The 22,551-nt window shown below is 68.6% G+C and carries 19 protein-coding genes and 1 riboswitch; of the genes, 11 read left to right on the top strand and 8 right to left on the bottom strand.

The features are described 5' to 3' along the window. Nucleotides 1-37: 37 nt before the first annotated feature. Entirely contained in the window at nucleotides 38-211 is a 174-nt protein-coding gene (locus ACWW1C_RS01370) for a DUF2613 domain-containing protein (RefSeq protein ID WP_020103457.1), read from the bottom strand. A gap of 118 nt (nucleotides 212-329) precedes the next feature. Between ACWW1C_RS01370 and ACWW1C_RS01375 the strand changes: the two genes are divergently transcribed. The 6 genes from ACWW1C_RS01375 (at nucleotide 330) to ACWW1C_RS01400 (ending at nucleotide 6,123) form a co-directional block, all read left to right on the top strand. Further along, the gene (locus ACWW1C_RS01375; protein WP_455981756.1) at nucleotides 330-1,517 is read left to right on the top strand and encodes a glycoside hydrolase family 3 N-terminal domain-containing protein; all 1,188 of its coding nucleotides are present in this window, start codon (nucleotides 330-332) and stop codon (nucleotides 1,515-1,517) included. A gap of 25 nt (nucleotides 1,518-1,542) precedes the next feature. Then, a complete protein-coding gene (locus tag ACWW1C_RS01380; protein ID WP_020103459.1) occupies nucleotides 1,543-2,142 on the top strand; it encodes a TetR/AcrR family transcriptional regulator in 600 nt (199 codons plus the stop codon). A gap of 278 nt (nucleotides 2,143-2,420) precedes the next feature. After that, nucleotides 2,421-2,605, top strand: a riboswitch (cobalamin riboswitch). Between the two features lie 68 nt (nucleotides 2,606-2,673). After that, complete coding sequence (locus tag ACWW1C_RS01385; RefSeq protein ID WP_455981757.1) at nucleotides 2,674-3,681, top strand: ABC transporter substrate-binding protein; 1,008 nt, start codon at nucleotides 2,674-2,676, stop codon at nucleotides 3,679-3,681. Between the two features lie 26 nt (nucleotides 3,682-3,707). Beyond that, complete coding sequence (locus ACWW1C_RS01390) at nucleotides 3,708-4,691, top strand: FecCD family ABC transporter permease (RefSeq protein ID WP_455984112.1); 984 nt, start codon at nucleotides 3,708-3,710, stop codon at nucleotides 4,689-4,691. Beyond that, nucleotides 4,688-5,455 carry an ABC transporter ATP-binding protein gene (locus tag ACWW1C_RS01395; RefSeq protein ID WP_455981758.1) on the top strand — a complete coding sequence of 256 codons (768 nt, stop codon included), beginning with the start codon at nucleotides 4,688-4,690 and terminating at the stop codon, nucleotides 5,453-5,455. Before ACWW1C_RS01390 ends, ACWW1C_RS01395 begins: the two co-directional genes overlap by 4 nt. Nucleotides 5,456-5,559: 104 nt before the next feature. Beyond that, nucleotides 5,560-6,123 (top strand): CHAP domain-containing protein, encoded by a 564-nt coding sequence (locus ACWW1C_RS01400; protein WP_455981759.1) that lies wholly within the window; start codon nucleotides 5,560-5,562, stop codon nucleotides 6,121-6,123. Between the two features lie 92 nt (nucleotides 6,124-6,215). Here ACWW1C_RS01400 and ACWW1C_RS01405 read toward each other — a convergent pair whose 3' ends face one another. Continuing rightward, complete coding sequence (locus tag ACWW1C_RS01405) at nucleotides 6,216-7,058, bottom strand: MaoC/PaaZ C-terminal domain-containing protein (protein WP_455981760.1); 843 nt, start codon at nucleotides 7,056-7,058, stop codon at nucleotides 6,216-6,218. 34 nt (nucleotides 7,059-7,092) lie between these two features. Then, on the bottom strand, nucleotides 7,093-8,442 hold the full coding sequence (locus tag ACWW1C_RS01410) for a 3-oxoacyl-ACP reductase (RefSeq protein WP_455981761.1): 1,350 nt from the start codon (nucleotides 8,440-8,442) through the stop codon (nucleotides 7,093-7,095). 145 nt (nucleotides 8,443-8,587) lie between these two features. On the opposite strand from ACWW1C_RS01410, the gene ACWW1C_RS01415 reads away from it, so the two are divergent. Beyond that, a complete protein-coding gene (locus tag ACWW1C_RS01415) occupies nucleotides 8,588-9,889 on the top strand; it encodes an acetyl-CoA C-acetyltransferase (protein ID WP_455981762.1) in 1,302 nt (433 codons plus the stop codon). A 326-nt stretch (nucleotides 9,890-10,215) separates the two neighbouring features. Here ACWW1C_RS01415 and ACWW1C_RS01420 read toward each other — a convergent pair whose 3' ends face one another. Together ACWW1C_RS01420 and ACWW1C_RS01425 are read right to left on the bottom strand one after the other, a co-directional pair. Further along, a complete protein-coding gene (locus ACWW1C_RS01420) occupies nucleotides 10,216-10,539 on the bottom strand; it encodes a DUF488 domain-containing protein (RefSeq protein ID WP_455981763.1) in 324 nt (107 codons plus the stop codon). Then, on the bottom strand, nucleotides 10,536-11,651 hold the full coding sequence (locus ACWW1C_RS01425; RefSeq protein WP_455981764.1) for a TDT family transporter: 1,116 nt from the start codon (nucleotides 11,649-11,651) through the stop codon (nucleotides 10,536-10,538). Before ACWW1C_RS01425 ends, ACWW1C_RS01420 begins: the two co-directional genes overlap by 4 nt. Between ACWW1C_RS01425 and ACWW1C_RS01430 the strand changes: the two genes are divergently transcribed. Together ACWW1C_RS01430 and ACWW1C_RS01435 are read left to right on the top strand one after the other, a co-directional pair. After that, nucleotides 11,650-12,615 carry a TIGR03564 family F420-dependent LLM class oxidoreductase gene (locus ACWW1C_RS01430; RefSeq protein WP_455981765.1) on the top strand — a complete coding sequence of 322 codons (966 nt, stop codon included), beginning with the start codon at nucleotides 11,650-11,652 and terminating at the stop codon, nucleotides 12,613-12,615. The genes ACWW1C_RS01425 and ACWW1C_RS01430 overlap by 2 nt on opposite strands. 61 nt (nucleotides 12,616-12,676) lie before the next feature. Then, complete coding sequence (locus ACWW1C_RS01435) at nucleotides 12,677-13,390, top strand: VIT1/CCC1 transporter family protein (protein ID WP_455981766.1); 714 nt, start codon at nucleotides 12,677-12,679, stop codon at nucleotides 13,388-13,390. Between the two features lie 78 nt (nucleotides 13,391-13,468). On the opposite strand, the gene ACWW1C_RS01440 is transcribed toward ACWW1C_RS01435, so the two are convergent. Continuing rightward, the gene (locus tag ACWW1C_RS01440; protein WP_455981767.1) at nucleotides 13,469-14,971 is read right to left on the bottom strand and encodes a long-chain-fatty-acid--CoA ligase; all 1,503 of its coding nucleotides are present in this window, start codon (nucleotides 14,969-14,971) and stop codon (nucleotides 13,469-13,471) included. A gap of 107 nt (nucleotides 14,972-15,078) precedes the next feature. Between ACWW1C_RS01440 and ACWW1C_RS01445 the strand changes: the two genes are divergently transcribed. Further along, nucleotides 15,079-16,257, top strand: coding sequence for a PucR family transcriptional regulator (locus ACWW1C_RS01445; RefSeq protein WP_455981768.1), 1,179 nt, complete (start codon nucleotides 15,079-15,081; stop codon nucleotides 16,255-16,257). 141 nt (nucleotides 16,258-16,398) lie between these two features. Next, the gene (locus tag ACWW1C_RS01450) at nucleotides 16,399-17,133 is read left to right on the top strand and encodes a hemerythrin domain-containing protein (protein WP_455981769.1); all 735 of its coding nucleotides are present in this window, start codon (nucleotides 16,399-16,401) and stop codon (nucleotides 17,131-17,133) included. Nucleotides 17,134-17,154: 21 nt separating this feature from the next. Here the strand turns inward: ACWW1C_RS01450 and ACWW1C_RS01455 are convergent, their stop codons facing one another. Both ACWW1C_RS01455 and ACWW1C_RS01460 read right to left on the bottom strand, forming a co-directional pair. Then, complete coding sequence (locus ACWW1C_RS01455) at nucleotides 17,155-20,484, bottom strand: BTAD domain-containing putative transcriptional regulator (RefSeq protein WP_455981770.1); 3,330 nt, start codon at nucleotides 20,482-20,484, stop codon at nucleotides 17,155-17,157. 94 nt (nucleotides 20,485-20,578) lie between these two features. Beyond that, nucleotides 20,579-22,414, bottom strand: a complete 1,836-nt coding sequence (locus ACWW1C_RS01460) for an acyl-CoA dehydrogenase (RefSeq protein WP_455981771.1) — start codon at nucleotides 22,412-22,414, stop codon at nucleotides 20,579-20,581. Between the last annotated feature and the right edge of the window lie 137 nt (nucleotides 22,415-22,551).

A 22,551-nucleotide genomic window follows, 5' to 3' on the forward strand; every position in this document is an offset into this window, starting at 1 on the left:
GACCCAAAGGCAGCGCCGCGAAAGTGGCGCCGCGGGATCAGCTGCGGTTGCCGTATTCGACCCGGTTGAGCACCGATGACGCTGGGTCGCCCGATTGCAGCGTCGGCTTGGTGTCCTGCTCCAGCATCAGTGTGGTGCCGAAGACCGCTGCTGCGCCGAGCAACAGACCCACCACGATGCTGGCTCCGGCGGGCACGAGGAAGCGGTCCATGGCGCCCAAACTAGCATGACGACCTGCCTGCTTCCGTGTTCGCCGGCCTGCGTGCAGGTCATCGCGGGACCAATGCGCCCCGGTTGCGCGACTCGTCGCACAGCTAGGCTCGGACCCCATGTCCCTCACCCGAACCCTCGGCGCGCTCGCACTGGTGTCCGGATTGGTAGCCGGCTGCTCGTCGTCATCCGACAAGCCGGCCGCGTCCAGCACGTCCAGCCCGGCCAAGAGCACGGCGTCGTCGAGCAAGCCGATGGACGCGCCCGCGCCGACGGCACCGCCGTGCGATCCGCAGGCTCTGCTCAGCACCCTCACCCTGCGGCAGAAGCTGGCCCAGCTGCTCATGGTCGGCGTGAAGGACGCCGCCGACGCCCGCGCCGCGGTGACGCAGCAGCAGGTCGGTGGCATCTTCATCGGTAGCTGGACGGACCTGTCCATGCTGTCGGACGGCTCGATCCCGGCGCTGCAGGCCGCCTCCGGAGCGCTGCCGCTGGCGGTCAGCATCGACGAGGAGGGCGGCCGGGTGTCCCGGCTGAAGAAGCTGATCGGCCCGCAGGAGTCGGCGCGCGTGCTGGCGGCGACCAAGACGCCGGCCGAGGTGCAGGCCATCGCCAAGGACCGCGGGCAGCAGATGAAGGACAAGTTCGGCATCACCGTCGACTTCGCGCCGGACGCCGACGTCACGGAAGAGCCCGACGACGAGGTGATCGGGGACCGCTCGTTCGGCTCGGACCCGCAGAAAGTCACTGAGTACGCCGGGGCATACGCCGCGGGCCTGCGCGAGGCGGGACTCGTACCGGTGCTCAAGCACTTCCCCGGTCACGGGCATGGCTCGGGCGACTCGCACACCGGTGGCGTGAAGACGCCGCCGCTGGAGGCGCTGAAGGACAACGACCTGGTGCCGTACCGGACGCTGACGACGCAGCAGCCCGTCGCCGTGATGGTCGGTCACCTGCAGGTGCCGGGCCTGACGCTCGGCGACGACCCCGCCAGCCTGAGCAAGCCGGCCTACGACCTGCTGCGCAGCGGCGAGTACGGCGGCCCGCCGTTCGACGGCGTGGTGTTCACCGACGACCTGACCGGCATGGCCGCCATCACCCAGCATTTCGGCGTGGCCGACGCGGCGCTCAAGGCGCTGCAGGCCGGCGCGGACGTCGCCCTGTGGATCACCACCGACGGCATCCCGGACGTGCTGGACAAGCTGGAGGCGGCCACCAAGGCCGGGCAGCTGGACCAGGCGCAGGTCGACAAGTCGGTGCTGCGGGTGGCGGCCATGAAGGGGCCGGGCGCGAAATGCGTGAAGTGAGCTGCTCCTTGAATACCCTTATCTGATGGCAGGTGGAACCAAGCGGCTGCCGCGGGCCGTCCGCGAACAGCAGATGCTCGACGCTGCCGTGCAGATGTTCTCGGTGAACGGCTATCACGAGACCTCCATGGACGCGATCGCCGCGCAGGCAGAGATCTCCAAGCCGATGCTGTACCTCTATTACGGCTCGAAGGAAGAGTTATTCGCTGCGTGCCTGGACCGGGAACTGACCCGATTCGTCGACACAGTCCGGGCGGACATCAACTTCGCGCAGAGCCCGCGTGACCTGCTCCGCAACGCGGTGCTGTCGTTCATGACGTACATCGACCGCAACCGGGCGTCCTGGATCGTGCTGTACACGCAGGCCACCAGCTCGCAGGCGTTCGCCCACACGGTGCGCGAGGGTCGCGAGAAGATCATCGACCTGGTGGCCCGGCTGCTCAGCGCGGGTACTCGAAACCCCGAACCGGACAGCGACTTCGAGATGATGGCCGTGGCCCTGGTGGGTGCGGGTGAGGCCATCGCGTCCCGCGTCAGCGCAGGCGACACCGACGTCAACGACGCCACCGAGCTGATGATCAACCTCTTCTGGCGCGGCCTGAAGGGCAAGCGCGCCGAGTCGTAGTCCCGCCGGGCCTCCCCGGCACTGCGGGACCCGACTGTGGCGGGCTGGTCGCGGGTCGTCACATTGGCCACTTGAGTACCGGTCTCCCTTGGCAGCCTTCGCCGGGAGCTGTCAGTTCAGGCTGACAATGTCAACCCATGCTGACGGCTTCAAATCGCATGTGCCGCTTGGACCACCTGGGCGCAGAAGCACCCACGCCGACATCGGCTCTGCGTCGGTGGTGTTGCGCACTCGAGCTCTCCCCCGGATACGCCGGCGGTGGCGACCGCGGTGCGCTGATAGGGTCCGCTTGAGCCAGTCGAACCCAACACGCTTGGGTCAGGGAATCCGGTGCGAAACCGGAACTGACGCGCAGCGGTGAGGAGGACAGGCGGAGCAACGGCCACTGGCCCCACGTGGGCTGGGAAGGCGCTCCGACTGGATGATCCCGAGTCCGAAGACCTGCTGGCTCGGGTTCTCGCGGCCTGGCGGCGCGAGAACCCTCCAACGGATGGACTCCGCGAACAGAGTCCCGGATCGGAAGGCGCCGCCGTGTCTCGACGCACCATTGTGCTTGTCCTACTGGTTGTTTCACTCGTCTGCTCATGCGGCGGCCCACCAGCTGCCAGCCAGAACGCCGCCGGAACTGCCGGCTATCCCGTCGCGCTCGAGAACTGCGGACGCAAGGTGACGGTGAAATCGCCGCCGCACCGCGCGGTCTCGATCAACCAGCCCGCGAATGAACTGCTCCTGGCGCTCGGCCTCGCCGACCGCATGGCCGGCACCGCATCGTGGAGCGACGACGTTCGGCCCGACCTCGCCGCGGACAACGCCAAAGTTCCTGTGCTGAGCCGGAATTTCCCCTCGTTCGAGCGGGTGCTGACAGAGAAACCCGACTTCGTGTACGCGACGTTCGATTACTCGTTCACAGACCAGGGTGTTGCCCCGCGGGAGCGGTTCGAGCGACTGGGGGTGCCGACGTATCAGTCGTCCAGCGAGTGCGGTGGTCAGAACGCGGCGCAGCAGCGGGCGTTGACGCTCGACGACATGTACGCCGAAATCGTCGATATCGCCACGATCTTCGACGTGCGTGACCGGGGCGAGAAGCTGGTGTCGTCGCTGCGGGCACGGATGGCCGGCGCGACGATCGGGCTCGAGGCCGACGACGTCTCCATGATGTGGTGGTACGCCGGTACCAGAACTCCGTACATCGCCGGCTGCTGCGGAGCGCCCGGCATCATCACCGCCGCTGTCGGGGCCCGCAACGCGTTCGCCGACAACCGGCAGCTGTGGCCGGAGATTTCGTGGGAGGCGATCCTGCAACGCGACCCCGACGTGCTCGTCCTCGCCGACCTCACCCGCGGTAACGACGGGGACAGCGTCGCCGCCAAGATCAAATTCCTCGAAACCGACCCGGCCGCAAGCAAGTTGAGGGCAGTGCGCGAGCGGCGGTGGATCGTGTTGCCCGGCAGCGCGATGGATCCATCGCTGCGCAACGTCGACGCGGTCGAGACCGTCGCGTCCGGGCTGCGCTCGTTCGGGCTGGGCGGGAAGTCCTGACGGCGGTGCGTACCTCCGGGACGGCGATGCTCGGCCTGGCGGTCCTGGCGCTGTCGATCGCGGCGGCGCTGATCGTGGGGCCGGCCGACCTGGGCATCAGTGACGTGTATGCGGTCCTCGCACAACATCTTTGGGGCCGTCCGGCGGACATTGCACCGATCGATGACGGCATCGTCTGGGAACTGCGACTGCCGCGCGCGTTGTTGGCCGCGATCTGTGGTGCGGGACTGGGCATCTGCGGAGCGATCCTGCAGTCGTTGCTGCGCAACCCGCTGGCCGATCCGTTCATGCTCGGCATCTCCTCAGGCGCGTCCACGGGTGCGGTGCTGGTCGTCGTGGCGGGGGTCGGTGGCGCGCTGACGCTGTCGGGCGGGGCGTTCGTCGGAGCGGTGATCGCGTTCGTCCTCGTGCTGGCCCTCGCGACGGCCGCCGGCGGCGGGCCGGACCGGGTGGTGTTGGCGGGAGTCGCCGGCACTCAGCTCTTTTCGGCATTGACGGCGATGGTGGTGTTTTCCTCGGCGAACGCGCAACAGACCCGCGGGGTGCTGTTCTGGTTGCTCGGCTCGCTGGGCGGCGCGAGCTGGCATCAGGTGGTGATGTGCGGCCTCGTCTGCGCGGCCTGCCTGGGTGTCTGCTGGCTGCAGTCAGATGCCTTGGACGCGTTCGCCTTCGGCCGTGACGCCGCCGCCGCGCTCGGAGTCCCGGTGCGACGGGTCCGGATCATCCTGCTGATGACGACGGCGCTGTTGACGGCCGTGCTGGTGAGTGTCGCGGGCGCAATCGGTTTCGTCGGACTGGTGTTGCCGCACGCGGCGCGGATGATCGTCGGGCCGTCGCACCGCCGACTGTTGCCGGTCACCGCGATCGCCGGCGCCGTCTTCCTGGTCTGGGTCGACGCCGCGGCCCGCACGGTGTTCGCGCCCCAGGAGTTGCCCGTCGGCGTGGTGACGGCCCTGGTCGGGGTGCCGATCTTCATGTGGATTCTCGCTCGGCGCAGGAGAATTCGATGACCGGCCCGCTCACTGCCGAATCGGTGAGTTGGTCCGCCGGGGGACGGCTCGTCATCGACGGGGTGTCGCTCTCCGTAGCCGATGGTGAGACGCTGGGCCTGCTCGGGCCCAACGGTGCCGGCAAGTCGTCTCTGTTGCGGCTGCTCGCCGGACTACGGCGTGCCGACGGTGGCGCGGTGCTGCTCGACGGACGTCCGGTTGCCGAGCATCGACGTCGCGCCGTCGCGCAACGCATCGCCGTGGTCGAGCAACAGGTCAGCACCGACCTGGACCTGACCGTCGAACAGATCGTGCGGCTGGGCCGAATTCCGCACCGTGGCATCTGGTCTGGCGATACCGAGGCCGACAACCACGCGGTCGAGCGTGCCCTCGAGCAGACCGAGACGGCGACCATGCGTGACCGGGATTGGCGGACGCTGTCCGGCGGTGAGCAGCAGCGGGTGCAGATCGCCCGGGCGCTCGCGCAAGAGCCCCGCGAACTGCTGCTCGACGAGCCCACCAACCACCTCGACATCCGGCACCAGTTCGAGTTGCTCGCGCTCATCCGCGCGCTGCCCGTGACCGCGGTGGTGACGCTGCACGACCTGACACTCGCGGCGTTGTTCTGTGACCGGCTCGTCGTGCTCGACAAGGGGCGGGTTGTTGCCGCCGGGACACCCGCTGAAGTCCTGACCGCTGAACTGATTTCGTCGGTCTACGGCGTTGCGGCCCGGGTAGTGCCCGACGACGCGGGCCGCCCGTCCATCCAGCTCCTGCCGCCGTAACTCGCGAGTAGACGCAAAACTGTCGATTCAGGCCGGCAATCGATAGTTTTCGGCCCCGAAATTGGTGACCGGCCGCCGCACGCGGGCCGCTTAACCTGGGAAGTATGCACAAACGGGCGGGGCGCATCCTGCTGGTCGTCGCTGTCCTGGTGGCGGTGGGCGTCGCCGCGTTGGCCGGGTATCGCGGCTACCGCGAGCACATCGCCCGACCCGACTTCCCGGCCGTGGACACCTCGACGCTGAGTCCCGGGCGCGCAGCCGTCGTGCACGTCCTGGCCCAGGAGTACGCGGCGCAGTCGGACATGTCGAAGTACTCAGAGGGCAACGACGAGCCCTGGTGCGCGGACTTCGCCAGCTGGGTGATGCGGGAAGCCGGAAAACCGTTCGCCAATCCCAACTCCGGGCACTGGCGCATCCCGGGCGTCATGACCCTCACCGACTATCTGCACGCCGAAGGGCGCTGGGAGCCAACGGACTACTCGCCACTGCCCGGCGACCTGGTGCTCTACGACAAACCAAGTCCGAAGGGCCAGCACGTCAACATCGTGCTCATCAACGACAACGGCACGCTGACGACAGTCGGCGGCGGCGAGGGCACCAACGTGGGCCTGTCGACCTACAAGATCGCCGACGACCCCGGCATCCGCGGTTTCGGACGGTACGAATGACGCTGTCGACTCAGCCCTGAACCACGAACAGACGCAAAGCTGTCGATTTCCAGCCGGAAATGACAGTTTTGCGTCTGTTCGCGAAGGAACTGCTAAAGCTCGGTGACCGTCGCGGTCAGGTGCGGGTAACCCTTCGACAGGTTGCGCAGTGCCAGCTCCCAGCCGCCGTCGATGGGTTCGACGTACAGCCCGACCTTTGCCGGTAACAGGACCGGCTTGCCGAACTTCACGGAGTACTTCACCGCATCCGGCAGCTGGCCTTCGATGTTGGCCAGTACCGCTGCGGCGCTGAACATTCCGTGCGCGATGGCGGTCGGGAAGCCGAACAGCTTGGCGCCGATCGAACTGGTGTGGATCGGGTTGTGGTCGCCGCCGACGTCGGCGTAATGCCGAATCTGCCCCGGCGTGATGCTGATGACCGCGTTGGGTGGCGGCAGCTTCGGCTGCTTGACCGGCTCCGGCTTCGGCTCACCCGACAGGCTGGTCCGCTGCTGGTGCAGGAACGTGGTGACCTGGCTCCACACCAGATCATTGCCGACCTTGACGTCGGTGATGATGTCGACCAGCAGACCCTTGCGGTGCTCGCGCAGGTTCTCCGCGCGCACCGCGATGTCCAGCTCGTCGGTCACCTTGATGGGCCGGTACTGGGTGATGTGGTTCTCGATGTGCACCGAACCCATTGCGGCGAACGGGAAATCGAATCCGGTGACCAACGACATCATGGTCGGGAACGTCAGTGCGAACGGGTAGGTCAGCGGCACGGTGTCGCCGAACCGCAGACCCGTCACCGCGGCGTACTCGGCCACGTTCTTGGGGTCGATGGTCAGGCCCGACACCGTGACGGTGCGAACCGGCAGGGTGGCGCCCCGCGACACGAATGGCAGCGCACCCGCCACCGCCCGTGCCATGTTGAGAAGGCCATTCGGTTGTGCCATCGCTACTGTCTCCTGTTCTTCGCGCAAGCGCTCATCACGCGCCCAGCAGGGCCTGGCCGCAGACCCGAATCGTGTTGCCGGTCACGGCGTTCGAGGCGGGGCTGGCGAAGTAGGCGATCAGCTCGGCGACATCGACCGGCAGGCCGCCCTGGAACAGCGAGTTGAGCCGGCGGCCGACCTCGCGGGTGGCCAGCGGGATGGCGTCGGTCATCTTGGTCTCGATGAAGCCAGGCGCGACGGCGTTGATGGTGACGCCCTTCTCGCCGAACACCTCCGCGTACGCGTCGGTCATGCCGATCATGCCGGCTTTGGTGGCGGCGTAGTTGGTCTGGCCACGGTTACCGGCGATACCGGCCATCGACGACAGGCCGACGATGCGGCCGCCCTCGCCGATGGTGCCGTTCTCCACCAGACCTTGCGCAAGACGCTGCGGCGCAAGCAGATTCACGGCGATGACGGAGTCCCAGCGGGCGTCGTCCATGTTGGCGAGCAGTTTGTCGCGTGTGATGCCGGCGTTGTTGACCAGCACGTCGGCCTTGCCCCCATGATGCTCGGTCAGGTGCGCGACGATCTGGGCGACGGCGTCGTCGGCCGTCACATCAAGGGCCAGCGCGGTGCCACCGACCGCGGCGGCGGTCTCGGCCAGCGCGTCAGCGGCCTGCGGGACGTCGATGGCGACGACGGCAGCGCCGTCGCGCGCGAAGACCCGCGCGATCTCGGCACCGATGCCGCGGGCGGCACCGGTCACCAGCGCGACCTTGCCGGCCAGCGGCTTGTCCCAGTCGGCCGGGGCGACGGAGTCGGCGGCGCCGACGTAGAACACCTGGCCGTCGACGTAGGCCGACTTGCCCGAGAGCAGGAAGCGGACCGTCGACTCGATGCCAGACGCGGCCGGCGAGGCCTTGGCCGAGAGGTACACCAGGCCGATGGTGGCGCCGCGCTGCAGCTCCTTGCCGAGCGACCGGGTGAAGCCTTCGAGGGCACGCTGGGCGATGCGCTCATCGATGCTGTCGGTTTCGTCCGGCGTGGTGCCGACGACGACGACGCGGCTGTTGGCGGCCAGGTTGCGCAGCACGGGGGTGAAGAACTGGTGGAGCTGCTTGAGCTGCTCGGGCTTGGTGATGCCGGTGGCGTCGAACAGCAGGCCGCCGAACGAGTCGGCCCAGCGGCCGCCGACGTTGTTGCCGACGAGGTCGTAGTCGTCGGCCAGGGCGGCGCGCAGCGGCTCGGCCACGCGGCCTTCGCCGCCGATCAGGAGTGGGCCGGCCAGGGCGGGCTCGCCGGCGTTGTAGCGGCGCAGCGGCTGGGGCTGCGGTACGCCGAGCTGCTTGGCCAGGAACGAACCCGGGCCGGAGGTCAGAACTTGGGAGAGGACGTCAGCCATTGCGGACCTTTCTGCGGACGTGTGTCGTATAGACGGAACCGTCTTGTCAGAGACGAACTTACTCCAGAGTAAGAACGGTGGGTAATATAGGCGTCAAGCAACATCTTGCCTCAGTCATCGAACCGCAACGAACTGGAGAAATACCGTGGCCGAGACCAACAGCCGCCGCCGTGTGGCCGTCCTGGGTGGTAACCGCATTCCCTTCGCACGATCCGACGGCGCATACGCCAATGCCTCCAACCAGGACATGTTCACCGCGGCCCTGGACGGCCTGATCGACCGCTTCAACCTCAAGGGCGAGAAGCTCGACATGGTGATCGGCGGCGCGGTGCTTAAGCACAGCCGTGATTTCAATCTCATGCGCGAGTGTGTCCTGGGCACCTCGCTGTCGCCCTACACGCCGGCCTTCGACCTGCAGCAGGCCTGTGGCACCGGTCTGCAGTCGGCCATCGCGGCCGCTGACGGCATCGCTGCCGGCCGCTACCAGGTGGCCGCCGCCGGTGGTGTCGACACCGCCTCGGACGCCCCGATCGCCCTCGGCAACGACCTGCGCCGCGTGCTGCTGAGCCTGCGCCGGGCCAAGTCGAACGTCGACCGCCTCAAGCTCGTCGGCAAGCTGCCGGCCGCCGTCGGCGTCGAGATTCCGGTCAACAGCGAGGCCCGCACCGGGCTGTCGATGGGCGAGCACGCTGCCCAGACCGCCAAGGAAATGGGCGTCAAGCGCACCGACCAGGACGCCCTGGCCGCCGCCAGCCACCAGAACATGGCCGCCGCGTACGACCGCGGCTTCTTCGACGACCTGGTCAGCCCCTTCCTGGGCCTGTACCGCGACAACAACCTGCGCGCCGACTCGTCCGTGGAAAAGTTGGCGAAGCTGCGTCCCGTCTTCGGCGTGAAGCTGGGTGACGCCACGATGACCGCCGGCAACTCGACCCCCCTGACCGACGGCGCCTCGGTGGCGCTGCTGTCCACCGACGAGTGGGCCGCCGAGCACAACATTCCGGTGCTGGCCTACTTCGTCGACTCCGAGACCGCCGCGGTCGACTACGTCAACGGCACAGACGGCCTGCTGATGGCCCCGACCTACGCCGTGCCGCGCCTGCTGGCCCGCAACGGCCTGACGCTGCAGGACTTCGACTTCTACGAGATCCACGAGGCCTTCGCCTCGGTGGTGCTGGCCACGCTGGCAGCCTGGGAGTCGCCGGAGTACTGCAAGGGCCGCCTCGGCCTGGACGCGCCGCTCGGCTCGATCGACCGGTCCAAGCTGAACGTCAACGGCTCGTCGCTCGCTGCAGGTCATCCGTTCGCCGCGACCGGCGGCCGCATCGTGGCCCAGCTGGCCAAGCAGCTCGCGGAGAAGAAGAAGGAGACGGGCAAGCCGGTTCGCGGCCTGATCTCCATCTGCGCCGCAGGCGGGCAGGGCGTCACCGCGATCCTGGAGGCCTGAGACCTCGAACGGGTGGGAAATGGCCGTACAACCAGCGGTTTTGCGGCCATTTCCACCATTTTCGCCAGGGCGTGTAACGCCCTGAGGTGCCCCAGCGATACCCCTAGTGCCTCGTGTTTCCGTCTGACCCCCGACCTGACGGAGGCACGGGGCACTCTCGTTTTCGGGGCCGGGCGGGGGCCCGCGGAGGTTGGTATGCGCCCCGCGCTCCTATGACGAACGTGCAGCTTTCGGCGGCCATGTTCGAGATCTGGCGGCAAAAGCCGCACATTCGGCATAGCACCCGTGAGCAGACAAGTGACCTGCCCCCTGCAGCGCGCAGACGCTCAGAGCAGCGCCGCCAGCACCGGCACATGGCTGATGCCGACGTCCTTGGCCGCGGTGGTCAGGGTGACGGGGCCCATCGCCCGGAGCTGGGCCAAGTCCTCCGAATCGGCGAGTTCCTCGCGGTAGCGGGCCGCGAAATCGTCGTACTGATCCAGATGCGCGTGGTACCACTTGCGCAGTTCATTCGACGGCGCGACGTGCGGCATCCAGGTGCCGACGCGGGGGTCTTCCTTGTGAATTCCCCTGGGCCACAACCGGTCCACGGTGACCCTGGGTGGCTGGGCCGGATCAACCGGGTCGTACACCCGAGCAGTGTCGATCATTTCGGGTCCTTGTGGATGGCCGCGGGCGGCGGCGGTGGCGTGAACAGGCTGCCTCCGACACTGCCACGCAGAGTGCGGATCGCAACCAGTCCCCAGGTGCCCAGCAGAAAGACGTAGGCCAGCACCGCGGCGACGCGGAACGCCGGCAGGCCGGTGTGCGCGGCGAGCTGAGACGTGCCGGTCACGAAGGTGCCGACCGGGAAAGTGAGGCTCCACCAGGTCAGGGCGAAGGGCATGCCGCGTCGCATGGTCCGCACGGTCAGGGCGCTGGCCAGGCTGATCCACAACACCGCGAAACCCCACACCGGGACGCCGAACAGCACCGCGAAAACGTTCATGGCGGACGCCAGATCCGGCGCGACGGCCGAGGCGGCCGCGGTGCCGAGCAGTCCCGCCGCCGTGATGCCCTGGCCGAGCGGGCCCAGCACGATCCACAACGTCGGGACGCGGGCCGACCCCGAGGTGCCGTAGTGCGCCAGCCGGCTCCAGATCATCGTGATGATGATCAGGGCCGCGATCAGTGACAGCCCGAACATCGCGAAGCAGCCGTAGAACATCGTGGTGCGGGCCGTGCCCGGCGGCAGGTGCGGCAGCAGCAGCGCCCCCGACGCCGCGGACACCATGGGCGGTACGACGGGCATCAGCCAGCCGCCGAACGCGGCGTCCGGCCCGACTTCCAGCTGCGTGAACATCAGGAACGGAATGGTCATCGCGGTGAACAGTCCGCCGATGGTGCCCGCCGTCCACAGCACCCAGTCGAGGTCGACGGCAAAGCGCGTCCCGATCAGGTCCTTGCCGATCAGTAGCGCGCCGAGGCCGACGGTCATCAACGCCATCGGCGCCGCGCCGTAGAAGTGCGTCATCTGCGGATTACGGACTTGACCGCGCGCCACCGTGGGGTGGCGCGCCCACTGCACCGACACCGCGACGATCAGCAGCACCAGCAGGGCGGTGGCGATCACCCACACGCCCTCGGCAAAGCCCCGAAGCCCGGGCAGGTGCACCGGCAGGGACGCGGCCGCGGTGGCGACGATGCCCGTGCCCATGACCGACGCGAACCAGTTGGGGCCGAAATATTGCAGTCGGGCGGTCTCTGGCGCATCGGTTGTCATGGTTCGATACTCACAGGTGACGCAATCCGACCTCAAGGAGCATCCCGTGCAGATCAGTGTTCTCGGTTCGTTGAGTGGGCTCAAGTCTCCCGTCGACGACACCATCGCGTACCTGAACCAGCTGCGTGACGAGGGATTCCGTCGGGCCTGGTATACCCAGATGCCTTACGAGCCAGACCTTCTGACGATATTGGCGGTGGCGCTGCACGAGGTCGACGACATCGAGGTCGGCACGGGAGTGCTGCCGATCCAGAATCAGCATCCGATGCTGCTGGCGCAGCGGGCCCTGACCATCAGTCAGCTGTCCGGCGGCCGGCTGCTGCTCGGGCTGGGTATGACGCACCAGGCCGTCACCGAGGGCATGTGGGGTATCCCGTGGGACAAGCCGGTACGTCGCCTCAATGAATACCTCGACGGCCTGCTGCCGCTGCTGGCCGGTGACAAGGCCAACGCCTCCGGAGAAACGGTGACCACCCGCGGCGCGTTGATGATTCCTGGCGCCCCGACCCCGCCGGTGTACATCGCCGCGCTCGGGCCGAAGCTCCTGCAGATCGCGGGGCGGCGTTCGTCGGGCACGGTGACGTGGATGACCGGTCCGAAAACCCTTGCGGGCCACGTCAGTCCGACGTTGCGCCAGGCCGCAGCCGACGCCGGCCGGGCCGACGCCGTCCGGGTGGTTGCGGCTCTGCCGGTCGCGGTCACCGACGACGTCGACGGGGCCCGCAAGCTGGCTGCCGAGCAGTTCGCGATGTACGGGCACCTGCCCTCGTACCGGGCGATGCTCGACCGCGAGGGATACGCGGGCCCGGAAGACGCCGCGATCATCGGTGACGAGCAGACGGTGCGCGATCGGCTGGCCGAACTCGAAGCCGCCGGTGTCGACGAATACGTCGGCGTGACATTCGATCCGTCCGCCGAAGGCCGGGCCCGCACCCGCGCGGTGCTCAAAAAACTGGAATCCTGACCAAGTTTGGCAAGGCTTCGTTGGCTGGCAAATCATCGCGGGCCCGGATAGCGTTGCAGGAATGGCGATCTCGTCCCACGATGCCGAGCCTCACGCGGGTTCGGTTGCGTCAAAGCTGAACTGGTTGCGCGCCGGCGTGCTCGGTGCCAACGATGGCATCGTGTCGACCGCCGGCATCGTCGTCGGTGTCGCGGCCGCGACGGCCGAGCGCGGGCCGATCTTCACCGCCGGCATGGCGGGATTGGTGGCCGGCGCGGTATCGATGGCGCTGGGCGAGTACGTGTCGGTGAGCTCTCAGCGCGATACCGAACGTGCCCTGCTGGCCAAAGAACGCCGTGAGCTCAAAGACGACCCCGCCGCCGAGCTCGACGAATTGGCCAGCCTGTTGGAAGGCAGAGGCCTGTCGCCGTCGACGGCGCGTACCGCGGCCGAAGAACTCACCGATCACAATGCCTTCGCGGCGCATGCGGTGGTCGAATTGGGCATCACGCCAGGTGAATTGGCGAACCCGTGGGCGGCTGCCTTCTCCTCTGCGGTGTCGTTCACCGTCGGCGCGTTGTTGCCCTTGGCGGCGATCTTGCTACCGCCGATGGCATACCGGGTTCCGGTGACGATGTTCGCGGTGCTCCTGGCGTTGGCCATCACCGGGGTCGTATCGGCCCGGCTCGGTGGCGCGTCTGTCGGAAAGGCTGTGGCACGTAACGTGATAGGCGGCGCCCTGGCCTTGAGTGCCACCTACCTCGTCGGCCACCTGGTTGGCGGCGTCGTCGCCTGAGCCCGGCTGAGGGACCTGCGGCCCCTGATCGCTGTCTGCGCTCAAGCGCGTTTCCCCGCCGCGGCCACGTCAGTCCTTTCAATCCATTGTGGGGATGGTGATTTCGCGGCGGAGGAGCTTCCCGGTCGGGCCCTTGGGCAGGTCGTCGAGGAACCAGATGCGGCGCGGGTACTTGTAGGCGGCCACCTGGCTCTTGACGAACTCGCGGAGTTCGTCGGCGGCGACGGCGATGCCGGGCTTGAGGCTGACGGCGGCGCCGACCTCCTCGCCGAGCGAGTCGTGCGGGATGCCCACCACAGCCGCCTCGGCGACCGCGGGGTGCGTGTAGAGGACTTCTTCGATCTCGCGGGGATAGACGTTGAAACCGCCGCGGATGATGAGCGCCTTCTTGCGGTCGACGATGTAGTAGTAGCCGTCCTCGTCGGTCCGCGCGATGTCGCCGGTGGCGAACCAGCCGTCGGCGTTGATGGCCTCTGCGGTGGCCTCCGGCAGGTTCCAGTAGCCCTTCATGACGTTGTGGCCGCGGATTTCGATCTCCCCGGGCTCACCCTGGGCCACCTCGGCGCCGTCGGTATCGACGACGCGCATCTCGACGCCCTCGACCGGCGTGCCGATCGAGCCGGGCTTGCGCGGACGGTCCGGGTGGTTGAACGCAGCCACCGGCGAGGTCTCGGACAGGCCGTAGCCCTCCAGCACCGGGCAGTCGAAGGTCTGCTCGAAGTCCTGCAGCACCTGCACCGGAATCGCGGCGCCGCCCGAGACCGCGATCCGCAGCGTGTCGGTAGACACCGAGGACGCCGAACCGGCCGCTGCCAAAAGGGCCGAATACATCGTCGGGACACCCTCGAAGATCGTGACGCCGTCCCGCGCGACCAGCTCCAGCGCCTTGGCCGGATCGAAGCGCGGCAGCAGGCTCAGGGTCGCTCCGGCGAGCACCGCCGAGTTCAGGCCGCACGTCAGGCCGAACACGTGGAAGAGCGGCAGGCAGCCCATCACCACGTCGTCGGGCCCGATGTTCAGCAGGGTCCGCACGCAGACGTCGGCATTGCGGCCCAGACCGCCGTGGGTGAGCTCGGCGCCCTTGGGCTTGCCCGTCGTCCCTGACGTGTGCAGGACGACGGCAGTGTCGTCGTCGGCGCGCTCGACCGGCGCGGGCTGCGCGGGGAGTCCGTCGACCAGCGCCGCCAACCCGGCGTCGTCGACCACCCAGCAGTCCGCGGCAGCCGCGTCGGCACCGCCCCGCGCTTCGTCGGCAAAGGCCGGCGGCGCGAACAGCGCCCTGGCGGTCGTGTTGGCGAGGTAGAACTCGATCTCCGGCGCCTTGAGCAGCGGGTTCATCGGGACCGCGACGGCACCGGCGTACAGAATCCCGTAGAACGCGGCGGCGAATGCCGGCCCGTTCGGCAGCATGACGCCAACCCGGTCGCCGGGCTCGATGCCGGCCTGCTGCAGCAGCGTGGCGACGCGGGCGGCGGCGTTGTCGAACTGGGCGTAGGTGTACGTCTGGTCGTCGCAACGGAGGGCGACGTGGTCGGGCCGACGGGTCCGGCCGGCGACGAGGTTCTGGCTCAGGTTGGTCATGTATCAAGCGTGATTCCGCGCGGCCCCAGAGGCGATGGTGGTGGGAACAACAGTGGCCACCGCTGAATGTGGCCGACCACAATCGGCACCTCACCTAAGGTTGGCTGATGGCCGGGGTGGACGAGCACATGCTGGAACTCAGCCGGATCATGCTCACGCGCGTGGAGGCTCTCGGGGAGCAGCTGGCCGACCGCATCTACAGTCGGATCGACGGGTACCGCGGCACGCCGTCAGCGCGCGACAATGTGCGCGAAAGTTGTGTCGCCAACATGACTTTCGTGTTCCACACCCTCTGCGGCGATGGCGAGGCGGATCTGTCGCCGGCCGAGGCGACCGGTCGGCAGCGGGCCGTCGAAGGCATCCCGCTGGCGGCGGTGATGACGGCCTATCGCATCGGTTTCCGGTTCATGTGGGAGAGCAGCGTCGCCGCCGCGCGCGAGGTCGGTATCCCGACCGAGTCCGTCCTCGAGGCCAGCGCGCGCATCTTCCTGAGCCAGGACGAGTTCACCCAGGCGATGACCGGCGCTTACCGGGAACAGCTGACCAGCCAGATCGTGGACCGGGAAGAGGAACGTTCGGCATTGGTCGAGGCGGTGCTGTTCGGCCGCATCACCGACCGCCAAAGCCTCTGGGAGGCAGCCGATCTGCTGGGTCTCCCGACGACAGGCCCGTATGTTGTTGCGGCAGCTGAGATTCCGTCGATCGGCAAGGTGGGGTTACCCGAGATTGCGAGCAAGCTCGCGGCCCGCGACATTCGATCGGCGTGGCGCCTGTTGCCCGATCTGCAGGTCGGCGTCGTGCACCTGCGGCAGGACGCGACGTACGGCGTGCTGGTCGAGGTACTGCGCAAGATCGCGACGGCGCGGGTCGGCCTCAGCCCGGCCTTCTCGAGCCTGGCGGAGACCGGCGAGGGCCTGCGCCTGGCTCGGCTGGCGGTCGCCGGTAAGCCGAGCCGCGACGGATTCGTCTGTGCCTTCGACGAGGCACCGCTCGCTTTCGCCGCTGTCAGCGCGCCTGAGGTGATGAACCGCATCGAGGAGTCGGTGCTCGGCGGGCTCCGTGGGCTGCCTGCCGAGGAGCGGGCCGTCCTCTCCCAGACCTTCCAGGCCTGGCTCGACGCCGGTGGCTCGGCCAACGAGGCCGCGGCCGCAATCTTCTGCCACCCCAACACTATTCGGCACCGGCTGCACCGCATCGAGGAGCGGACGGGACGGTCGCTGTCCCGTCCTCGCGACGTCGCCGAGCTGTGCCTGGCCTTCGAGATCAGCCGGCGCCTGCCGGACTGACGGCCCGGCCTCTGCAACCTCAAGCTTGTGCGGCCGTTCCGGCTCCTGGAACAAGCCGGCCACCAGTGGACTACCAGTGCGCTCTGCGATCGTCCGGAACGAGGACGCCCGGGTGGGCATCCCGGATGAAGAGGAGTGATTGTGACCGTGTTGTTGCCCGGCCAGGCCGCTGCCCCGGTGGGCCCCGCTGACCTGCGAATGATGTACGTCATGCACTACGGATTCCGGCGCGATCTGACGCATTTTTGCGTCGCGGCGCGCCGCACTCCGATCGCCGACGGGCGCACCTGGCGCGCGCTGTTGGCGCGGTGGGATCTGCTGTCCACGGTGCTGCACGATCACCATCGCAAGGAGGACGTGGTCATCTGGCCGCTGCTACGCGAACGCGCCGAGGCCGATCATGACGTCCACGCTCTTGGCGTTCTCGACGCGATGGACGCCGAACACGACCTGATCGACCCGCTGCTGCGGCGGGTACGTGAGGGCCTGGAGGCGATGACGATCGGCACCGGCGCGCCCGACCGGGAACAGCTGACCGGGGCGCTCGATGAGACCTACACCTGCCTGACCGGTCATCTCGCGCACGAGGAGCGCGCCGCGAACGCGGTGCTGCAGGCGCGGATCGGGGGTGCGGAATGGGACCACCTCGAACGCACGCAGCTGCGCGGTGGCATGAGCGCGCGCGAACTCACCCAGATGTTGCCGTGGGCTTTCAAGGACCTGCCCGACCCGCTGGCCTCGGAGCTGCTCGCGGAGGCACCGCTGGCCCTGCGGGTCATGCTGCGGATCGGGCGGCGCCGCTTCCTGCAGCTCGACGGAGCCGCGTTCGCCGCGGTGCCGGCCGGCACGACGGTAGGCACGACCCTCGTGCGCTGAGATGGTGGCGCCGGGGCCGGTTCAGAAGCCGTGCCGGCTCCGGCCCGCGGCGATGTGCGCCTCGACGCGACCGAGGCCCCAGCGGCGGGCCTGGTCGGCTGCCGCGTCCGCGTACGCGGTGGCTGCCGCGCGATCCCCGGTGACCGCCGCACCGTACGCGAGGAACAGATCCACCGGACCGATCGCCGTCGCGGTGCCGGCGGTCGCCATCCGTCCCGTGTAGTCCTGCAGGTAGCGGTAGGAGTCCACGGCAAGAGCCGGGCGGTCCAGTTCCAGCGCGATCTCGCAGTTCATCGCGGCGAACGCGGTGGCGAGATAGGTGTGGCGTTCGGTGGGCAGCGGCTGGGAGTCGACCAGGGCCGCGGCTCGATCGCGCTCGCCGCTGCGCAGTAACACCAGTGCCACCGTCGATGCGGCCGGGATCTGGCTGTCGCGGAGGAAACCGTCGAGCATCGGCAGTAGCTCTGGTGCCCGGCCGACGTGCAGTCCCACGATCGCGGCCGCGGCCTGGGCGGCTTCAAGGGTGTTGGGGGTGCGCACCTCGACGGCGAGTTCGAACAGCCGTTGTACCGACGCGGCTGCCGCCGTCTCGTCGCCGGCCATCGCGTGCCAGGGCGCGGCGACGGTGTGCAGCACCACCTCGGCTGTGCCGAGTCCGGCGGACCGCAGCCGACTGGTGAGCGCCCGAATGCCTGACCACACCGCGGCCGCGTCACCGGCCTCGTTGGCCAGGCCGGTGGCCAGCGTCGCGACCAGCATCTCCGACCGTGGGTCGCCCAGTACGTCGACGTCCGCGCGGGCGAGCCGTAGGTACTCGGCCCGGTCCGCGGCCGCGTCCGGCCGGAACCGTGCCACATATGCGCCCAGGTGCACCGACACCCGGACCCGCGGATCGTCGATCGAGCGCGCCACGTTCAGGGCCTCGGTCACCAGCGCGTCGATTCGGCGGGTGTCTCCGGAGTAGAACAGCTCCATGGCGAGGGTCAGTAGCGCCCGACTGCGCACCGCGGCCCGGTGCGGCGGCAGATGCGGCAACACCTCGGTGAGCGCATCGACCACCGGGGCGTGCACCTCGCCGTAGGGCCTGACCTGCCAGAGGGCGCCGTCGAGGTTGGCGGACAAGGTGCGTGCCGCCAGCTCCGCGGTGGCGCTCCGATCGGCGGGGTCGACGAGCCGGTCGACGAGCAGGGTCGCCGCGTCCACGCAGTCGGAGACACCCTGCCAATCACCTGACCACCGGTGCGCGTCAGTGGCCAGCATCAATAGTTCGTGGCGTTCCCGGGCGGACGCCGTCCGGTCGGTGCGTTGCAAATCGAGCGCCAGCGTCAGATGCGCCGCTTCCTCGTCGTAGTGGGCACCGGAACGCGCGTGCTGTGCGGTTTCGACCAGCGTGCGCCAGCCGGCACCGGAATCCACCGTCGCCGCGCAGCGTAGGTGGTGCTGTACCGACGCCCGCACGTCAGCGCGGGTCAGGTCGCTCCGCGCGGCGGCTTCCGCCGCGCGTCGATGCAGGTCCGCGCGCACATTGGTGGCCAGTGAACCGTGGATCACCTCCTGCACGATCGCGTGTCCGAATCGGAATCCGGCCCCGGTGTCGGCCACGATTCCCGACCTGCGGGCGGGTTCGAGGAGTGCGGCCGCATCCGCGGGGGCGGTATTCGTCACCGCGGCGAGATCCGTGGCCTGGAACGCGGCGCCGAGCACGCTGGCCGCGCGCAGCGCCTCGATGGTCGCGGCGGGGAGTGTCTCGACCCGCTCCAGCACCACGTCGGCGAGCGTGCCGCTGGGCATGTCCGCACTCTGGAGCAGCTCCACCAGGTACAGCGTGTTCCCGCCGGTCCGGTTCCACAGCGCCTGTGCCCGGTCGTCGCCGATCCCGGTCCCGACGACCGCTTCGGCCAGGGATTCCACGGCGTCGAGCGGCAGCGGACCCAGTTCGATCCGGCCGTGCTGTCTGCGGACCGAGGCGCGCAGGAACCGCTGCAGTTCGGAGCCGTCCGCCGGGTCCGGTCTGGTGGTCGCGAGGATCAGAAGCCGTTGATCGGTGAGCCGCTCGGCCAGCGCCGTCAGCGCGCGGATCAGCACCGGTCCGGCCCAGTGCAGATCTTCGAACACGAGAGCCGTCGGCATCGTCGACGCGGATTCGGTTGCGACCCGCACGGCGAGGTCGCGCAGCGCGAACTCGGAACCGGAGGTCAGCTCCTCGTAGAGGGACGGCGTCGGGCGGCCGGAAATCCCCGCCAGTGCTTCTGCCAGCGGCCACAGTTCGGGCTGGTCCGCGTCCCGGCAACGGCCGATCCCGAGCCGCAGGCCCAGCTCGGCGGCGTCCTCCGCGAATTCGACCAGCAGCCGAGTTTTGCCGGCGCCGGGTTCGCCCACGATGACGGCGACGCCGGGCGTGCCCGCAACGGCCGCCTTGGCTTCGGCCCGGAGTCGGACCTGTTCTGCGGCGCGCCCCACCAGCGGCCAGCGAGGTCGCGCGAAGGGGACCGGGGGTGACGCGGGCGCGGCGGCTGACGGTACGGATGGGGAAGTCGGCCCCGGCCACGCCAGCGTGGGATCGCGGCGCAGGATCGCGCTCTGCAGGGTGCGGACCGACTCGCTCGGGTCGAGTCCCAATTCGTCGGCCAGTTCGGCGCGCAGCGTTTGTAGTGCGGCCAGAGCGTCGGGAAGTCGACCGCTGCGGAAGAGGGCGACGGCCCACAGCGACCACCACCGTTCGTGCAGTGGATTCTCGGCGCACAGGGCGGCGAGGTCACCGACCAAGTCGTCGTGTGCGCCGACCGCGAGGCCGGCGACGATCCGCAGTTCTCGCGCGGCGGCATACAGGTCGGCGAGCCGCACCCGCTCCGCGATGGTGTCTGGGTCGTCGTCGAGTTCCGGGTACGGCTCACCGCGCCAGCGGGACAATTGGTCGTCGAGAGCCGTCGCGACCTGCTCGACCCGCGCGGCGGCCGGTCCTGTCGCGGACGGGCGGCCGAAGTCGACGAGTTCGGTCAACGTGGCGCGGGCCGCGGTCACCGTCCGTTGTAGGGCGACGTCGTCACGGTCGGCCGGCGGGATGCGCAGCGCATAGCCGCCGTGTTCCCGAACGAGCACGGCCGCCGCCTCACGGGGACCGCGCTCGGGTTCCAGGATGCGACGCAACTTGCCGATGTAGCTGTGCAGGGTGGCCGTCGCCGAGGCGGGCGGGCAGGGGCCCCACACCCGGTGGGCGAGGGTCTCGACCGAGATCCGTTCGCCCTGCGCCAACGCGAGTGCAGCGACCACGGCGCGCTGGCGGGGCGTCCCCAGGTCAATCGGCGCATCGTCCCGCAGGACGCGGATCGGCCCGAGAACAGCCAATTTCACGCGGCCGATGTTACCGGGGGGCCGGGCGGGAAAAGCCGGTGCAAAAACAGCTGCCCCCGGCGAATGCCGGGGGCAGCTGTTTTCTTGCTGAGGATCAGAAGGACGCTTCGTCCAGCTCCATGGTCTCGTTGTCGATGGATTCGAGAACGGCCCGGGTGCTGGTGAGCAGCGGCAGCATGTTCTTGGCGAAGAACGAAGCCGATGCGATCTTGCCCTCGTAGAAGGCACGCTCGTCGCCGGCGGCGCCTTCGTCCAGCGCCTTGATGGCAACCGCGGCCTGCTTCAGCAGCAGCCAGCCGATGACCAGGTCACCGACGGCGAGCAGGAAGCGAACCGAACCCAGGCCCACCTTGTAGATGGACTTCGGGTCCTCCTGAGCGGCCATCAGGTAGCCGGTCAGGGTGGCGGCCATGCCCTGCACGTCGCCCAGGGCGGTCGCGAGGAGCTCGCGCTCGGCCTTCAGGCGGCCGTTGCCGTCCTGGTTCTTGATCAGCGATTCGATCTCGCCGGCGACGAACGCCAGAGCCTGGCCCTTGTCGCGGATGATCTTGCGGAAGAAGAAGTCCTGCGCCTGGATGGCGGTGGTGCCTTCGTACAGCGAGTCGATCTTGGCGTCACGGATGTACTGCTCGACCGGGTAGTCCTGCAGGAAGCCGGAACCACCGAAGGTCTGCAGCGACTCGGTGAGCTTCTCGTAGGCCCGCTCGGAGCCGACGCCCTTGACGATCGGGAGCATCAGGTCGTTGACCTTGAAGGCCAGCTCGGCGTCCACACCGTGGACGGCCTTGGCGACCTCGGGGTCCTGGAACGACGCGGTGTACAGGTACACGGCGCGGAGGCCCTCGGCGTAGGCCTTCTGGGTCAGCAGCGCCCGGCGAACGTCGGGGTGATGCATGATCGTGACGCGCGGCGCGGTCTTGTCCATCATCTGGGTCAGGTCAGCACCCTGGATGCGGGTCTTGGCGTACTCGAGAGCGTTCAGGTAGCCGGTCGAGAGGGTCGCGATGGCCTTGGTGCCGACCATCATGCGAGCCTGCTCGATGACGTCGAACATCTGCGCAATGCCGTTGTGCACCTCGCCGACGAGCCAACCGACGGCGGGGGTGCCGTGCTGGCCGAGCGTCAGCTCACAGGTGGCCGAAACCTTCAGGCCCATCTTGTGCTCGACGTTGGTGACGAAGGCACCGTTGCGCTCGCCGGGCTCACCGGTCTCGGGGTCGAAGTGGAACTTCGGCACGAAGAACAGCGACAGACCCTTGGTGCCCGGGCCGGCGCCCTCGGGGCGGGCCAGCACCAGGTGCATGATGTTTTCGAACAGGTCGTCCGAGTCCGCCGAGGTGATGAATCGCTTCACACCGTCGATGTGCCAGGTGCCGTCGGCCTGCTGGGTGGCCTTGGTGCGGCCGGCGCCCACGTCAGAGCCGGCGTCGGGCTCGGTCAGCACCATGGTGGCGCCCCAGCCGCGCTCGGCAGCGAGGACGGCCCACTTCTTCTGCTCGTCGGTGCCGTTGTTGTAGAAGATTTCGCACATGCCCGAGCCCATGGCGTACATGTAGGCGGCCGGGTTGGCGCCGAGGACGTGCTCGATCAGGGCCCACTGCAGCGCGCGGGGCATCGGCATGCCGCCGAGCTCCTCTTTCAGACCGACCTTGTCCCAGCCGCCGTCGAGCAGTGCGCGCATCGACTTCTTGAAGGGCTCGGGCAGGGTGACGGTGTGAGTCGCGGGGTCGAAGACCGGCGGGTTGCGGTCGCCGTCGGCGAACGAATCGGCGATCGGGCCCTCAGCGAGGCGCGCGATCTCGTTGAGCATTTCCCCGGCGGTGTCGGCGTCCAGGTCGGCGAACTTGCCTTCGCCCATCGCCTTGTCTACGCCGAAGACCTCGAACAGGTTGAACACCTGGTCACGGACGTTGCTCTTGTAGTGGCCCACGATTTCTCCTCGATGAGATGGAACTGTCGGTTGGGTACTCAGGGCTAAGTTACCCACCAGTAACTGCGGCTAACTATACCGCCGGGTAACTTCAGCGCAAAGTGGTACAGAGCAATATTTTTCGCGCGACCGACCCA

The sequence above is a fragment of the Mycobacterium sp. HM-7 genome (genome assembly GCF_053852335.1).

What these genes read in the sequence shown, in the direction of transcription:
- ACWW1C_RS01370 (WP_020103457.1), bottom strand. Translation starts at nt 211, where the DNA reads ATGGACCGCTTCCTCGTGCCCGCCGGAGCCAGCATCGTGGTGGGTCTG.
- ACWW1C_RS01375 (WP_455981756.1), top strand. Translation starts at nt 330, where the DNA reads ATGTCCCTCACCCGAACCCTCGGCGCGCTCGCACTGGTGTCCGGATTG.
- ACWW1C_RS01380 (WP_020103459.1), top strand. Translation starts at nt 1,543, where the DNA reads ATGGCAGGTGGAACCAAGCGGCTGCCGCGGGCCGTCCGCGAACAGCAG.
- ACWW1C_RS01390 (WP_455984112.1), top strand. Translation starts at nt 3,708, where the DNA reads ATGCTCGGCCTGGCGGTCCTGGCGCTGTCGATCGCGGCGGCGCTGATC.
- ACWW1C_RS01395 (WP_455981758.1), top strand. Translation starts at nt 4,688, where the DNA reads ATGACCGGCCCGCTCACTGCCGAATCGGTGAGTTGGTCCGCCGGGGGA.
- ACWW1C_RS01400 (WP_455981759.1), top strand. Translation starts at nt 5,560, where the DNA reads ATGCACAAACGGGCGGGGCGCATCCTGCTGGTCGTCGCTGTCCTGGTG.
- ACWW1C_RS01405 (WP_455981760.1), bottom strand. Translation starts at nt 7,058, where the DNA reads ATGGCACAACCGAATGGCCTTCTCAACATGGCACGGGCGGTGGCGGGT.
- ACWW1C_RS01410 (WP_455981761.1), bottom strand. Translation starts at nt 8,442, where the DNA reads ATGGCTGACGTCCTCTCCCAAGTTCTGACCTCCGGCCCGGGTTCGTTC.
- ACWW1C_RS01420 (WP_455981763.1), bottom strand. Translation starts at nt 10,539, where the DNA reads ATGATCGACACTGCTCGGGTGTACGACCCGGTTGATCCGGCCCAGCCA.
- ACWW1C_RS01430 (WP_455981765.1), top strand. Translation starts at nt 11,650, where the DNA reads ATGGTTCGATACTCACAGGTGACGCAATCCGACCTCAAGGAGCATCCC.
- ACWW1C_RS01425 (WP_455981764.1), bottom strand. Translation starts at nt 11,651, where the DNA reads ATGACAACCGATGCGCCAGAGACCGCCCGACTGCAATATTTCGGCCCC.
- ACWW1C_RS01435 (WP_455981766.1), top strand. Translation starts at nt 12,677, where the DNA reads ATGGCGATCTCGTCCCACGATGCCGAGCCTCACGCGGGTTCGGTTGCG.
- ACWW1C_RS01440 (WP_455981767.1), bottom strand. Translation starts at nt 14,971, where the DNA reads ATGACCAACCTGAGCCAGAACCTCGTCGCCGGCCGGACCCGTCGGCCC.
- ACWW1C_RS01445 (WP_455981768.1), top strand. Translation starts at nt 15,079, where the DNA reads ATGGCCGGGGTGGACGAGCACATGCTGGAACTCAGCCGGATCATGCTC.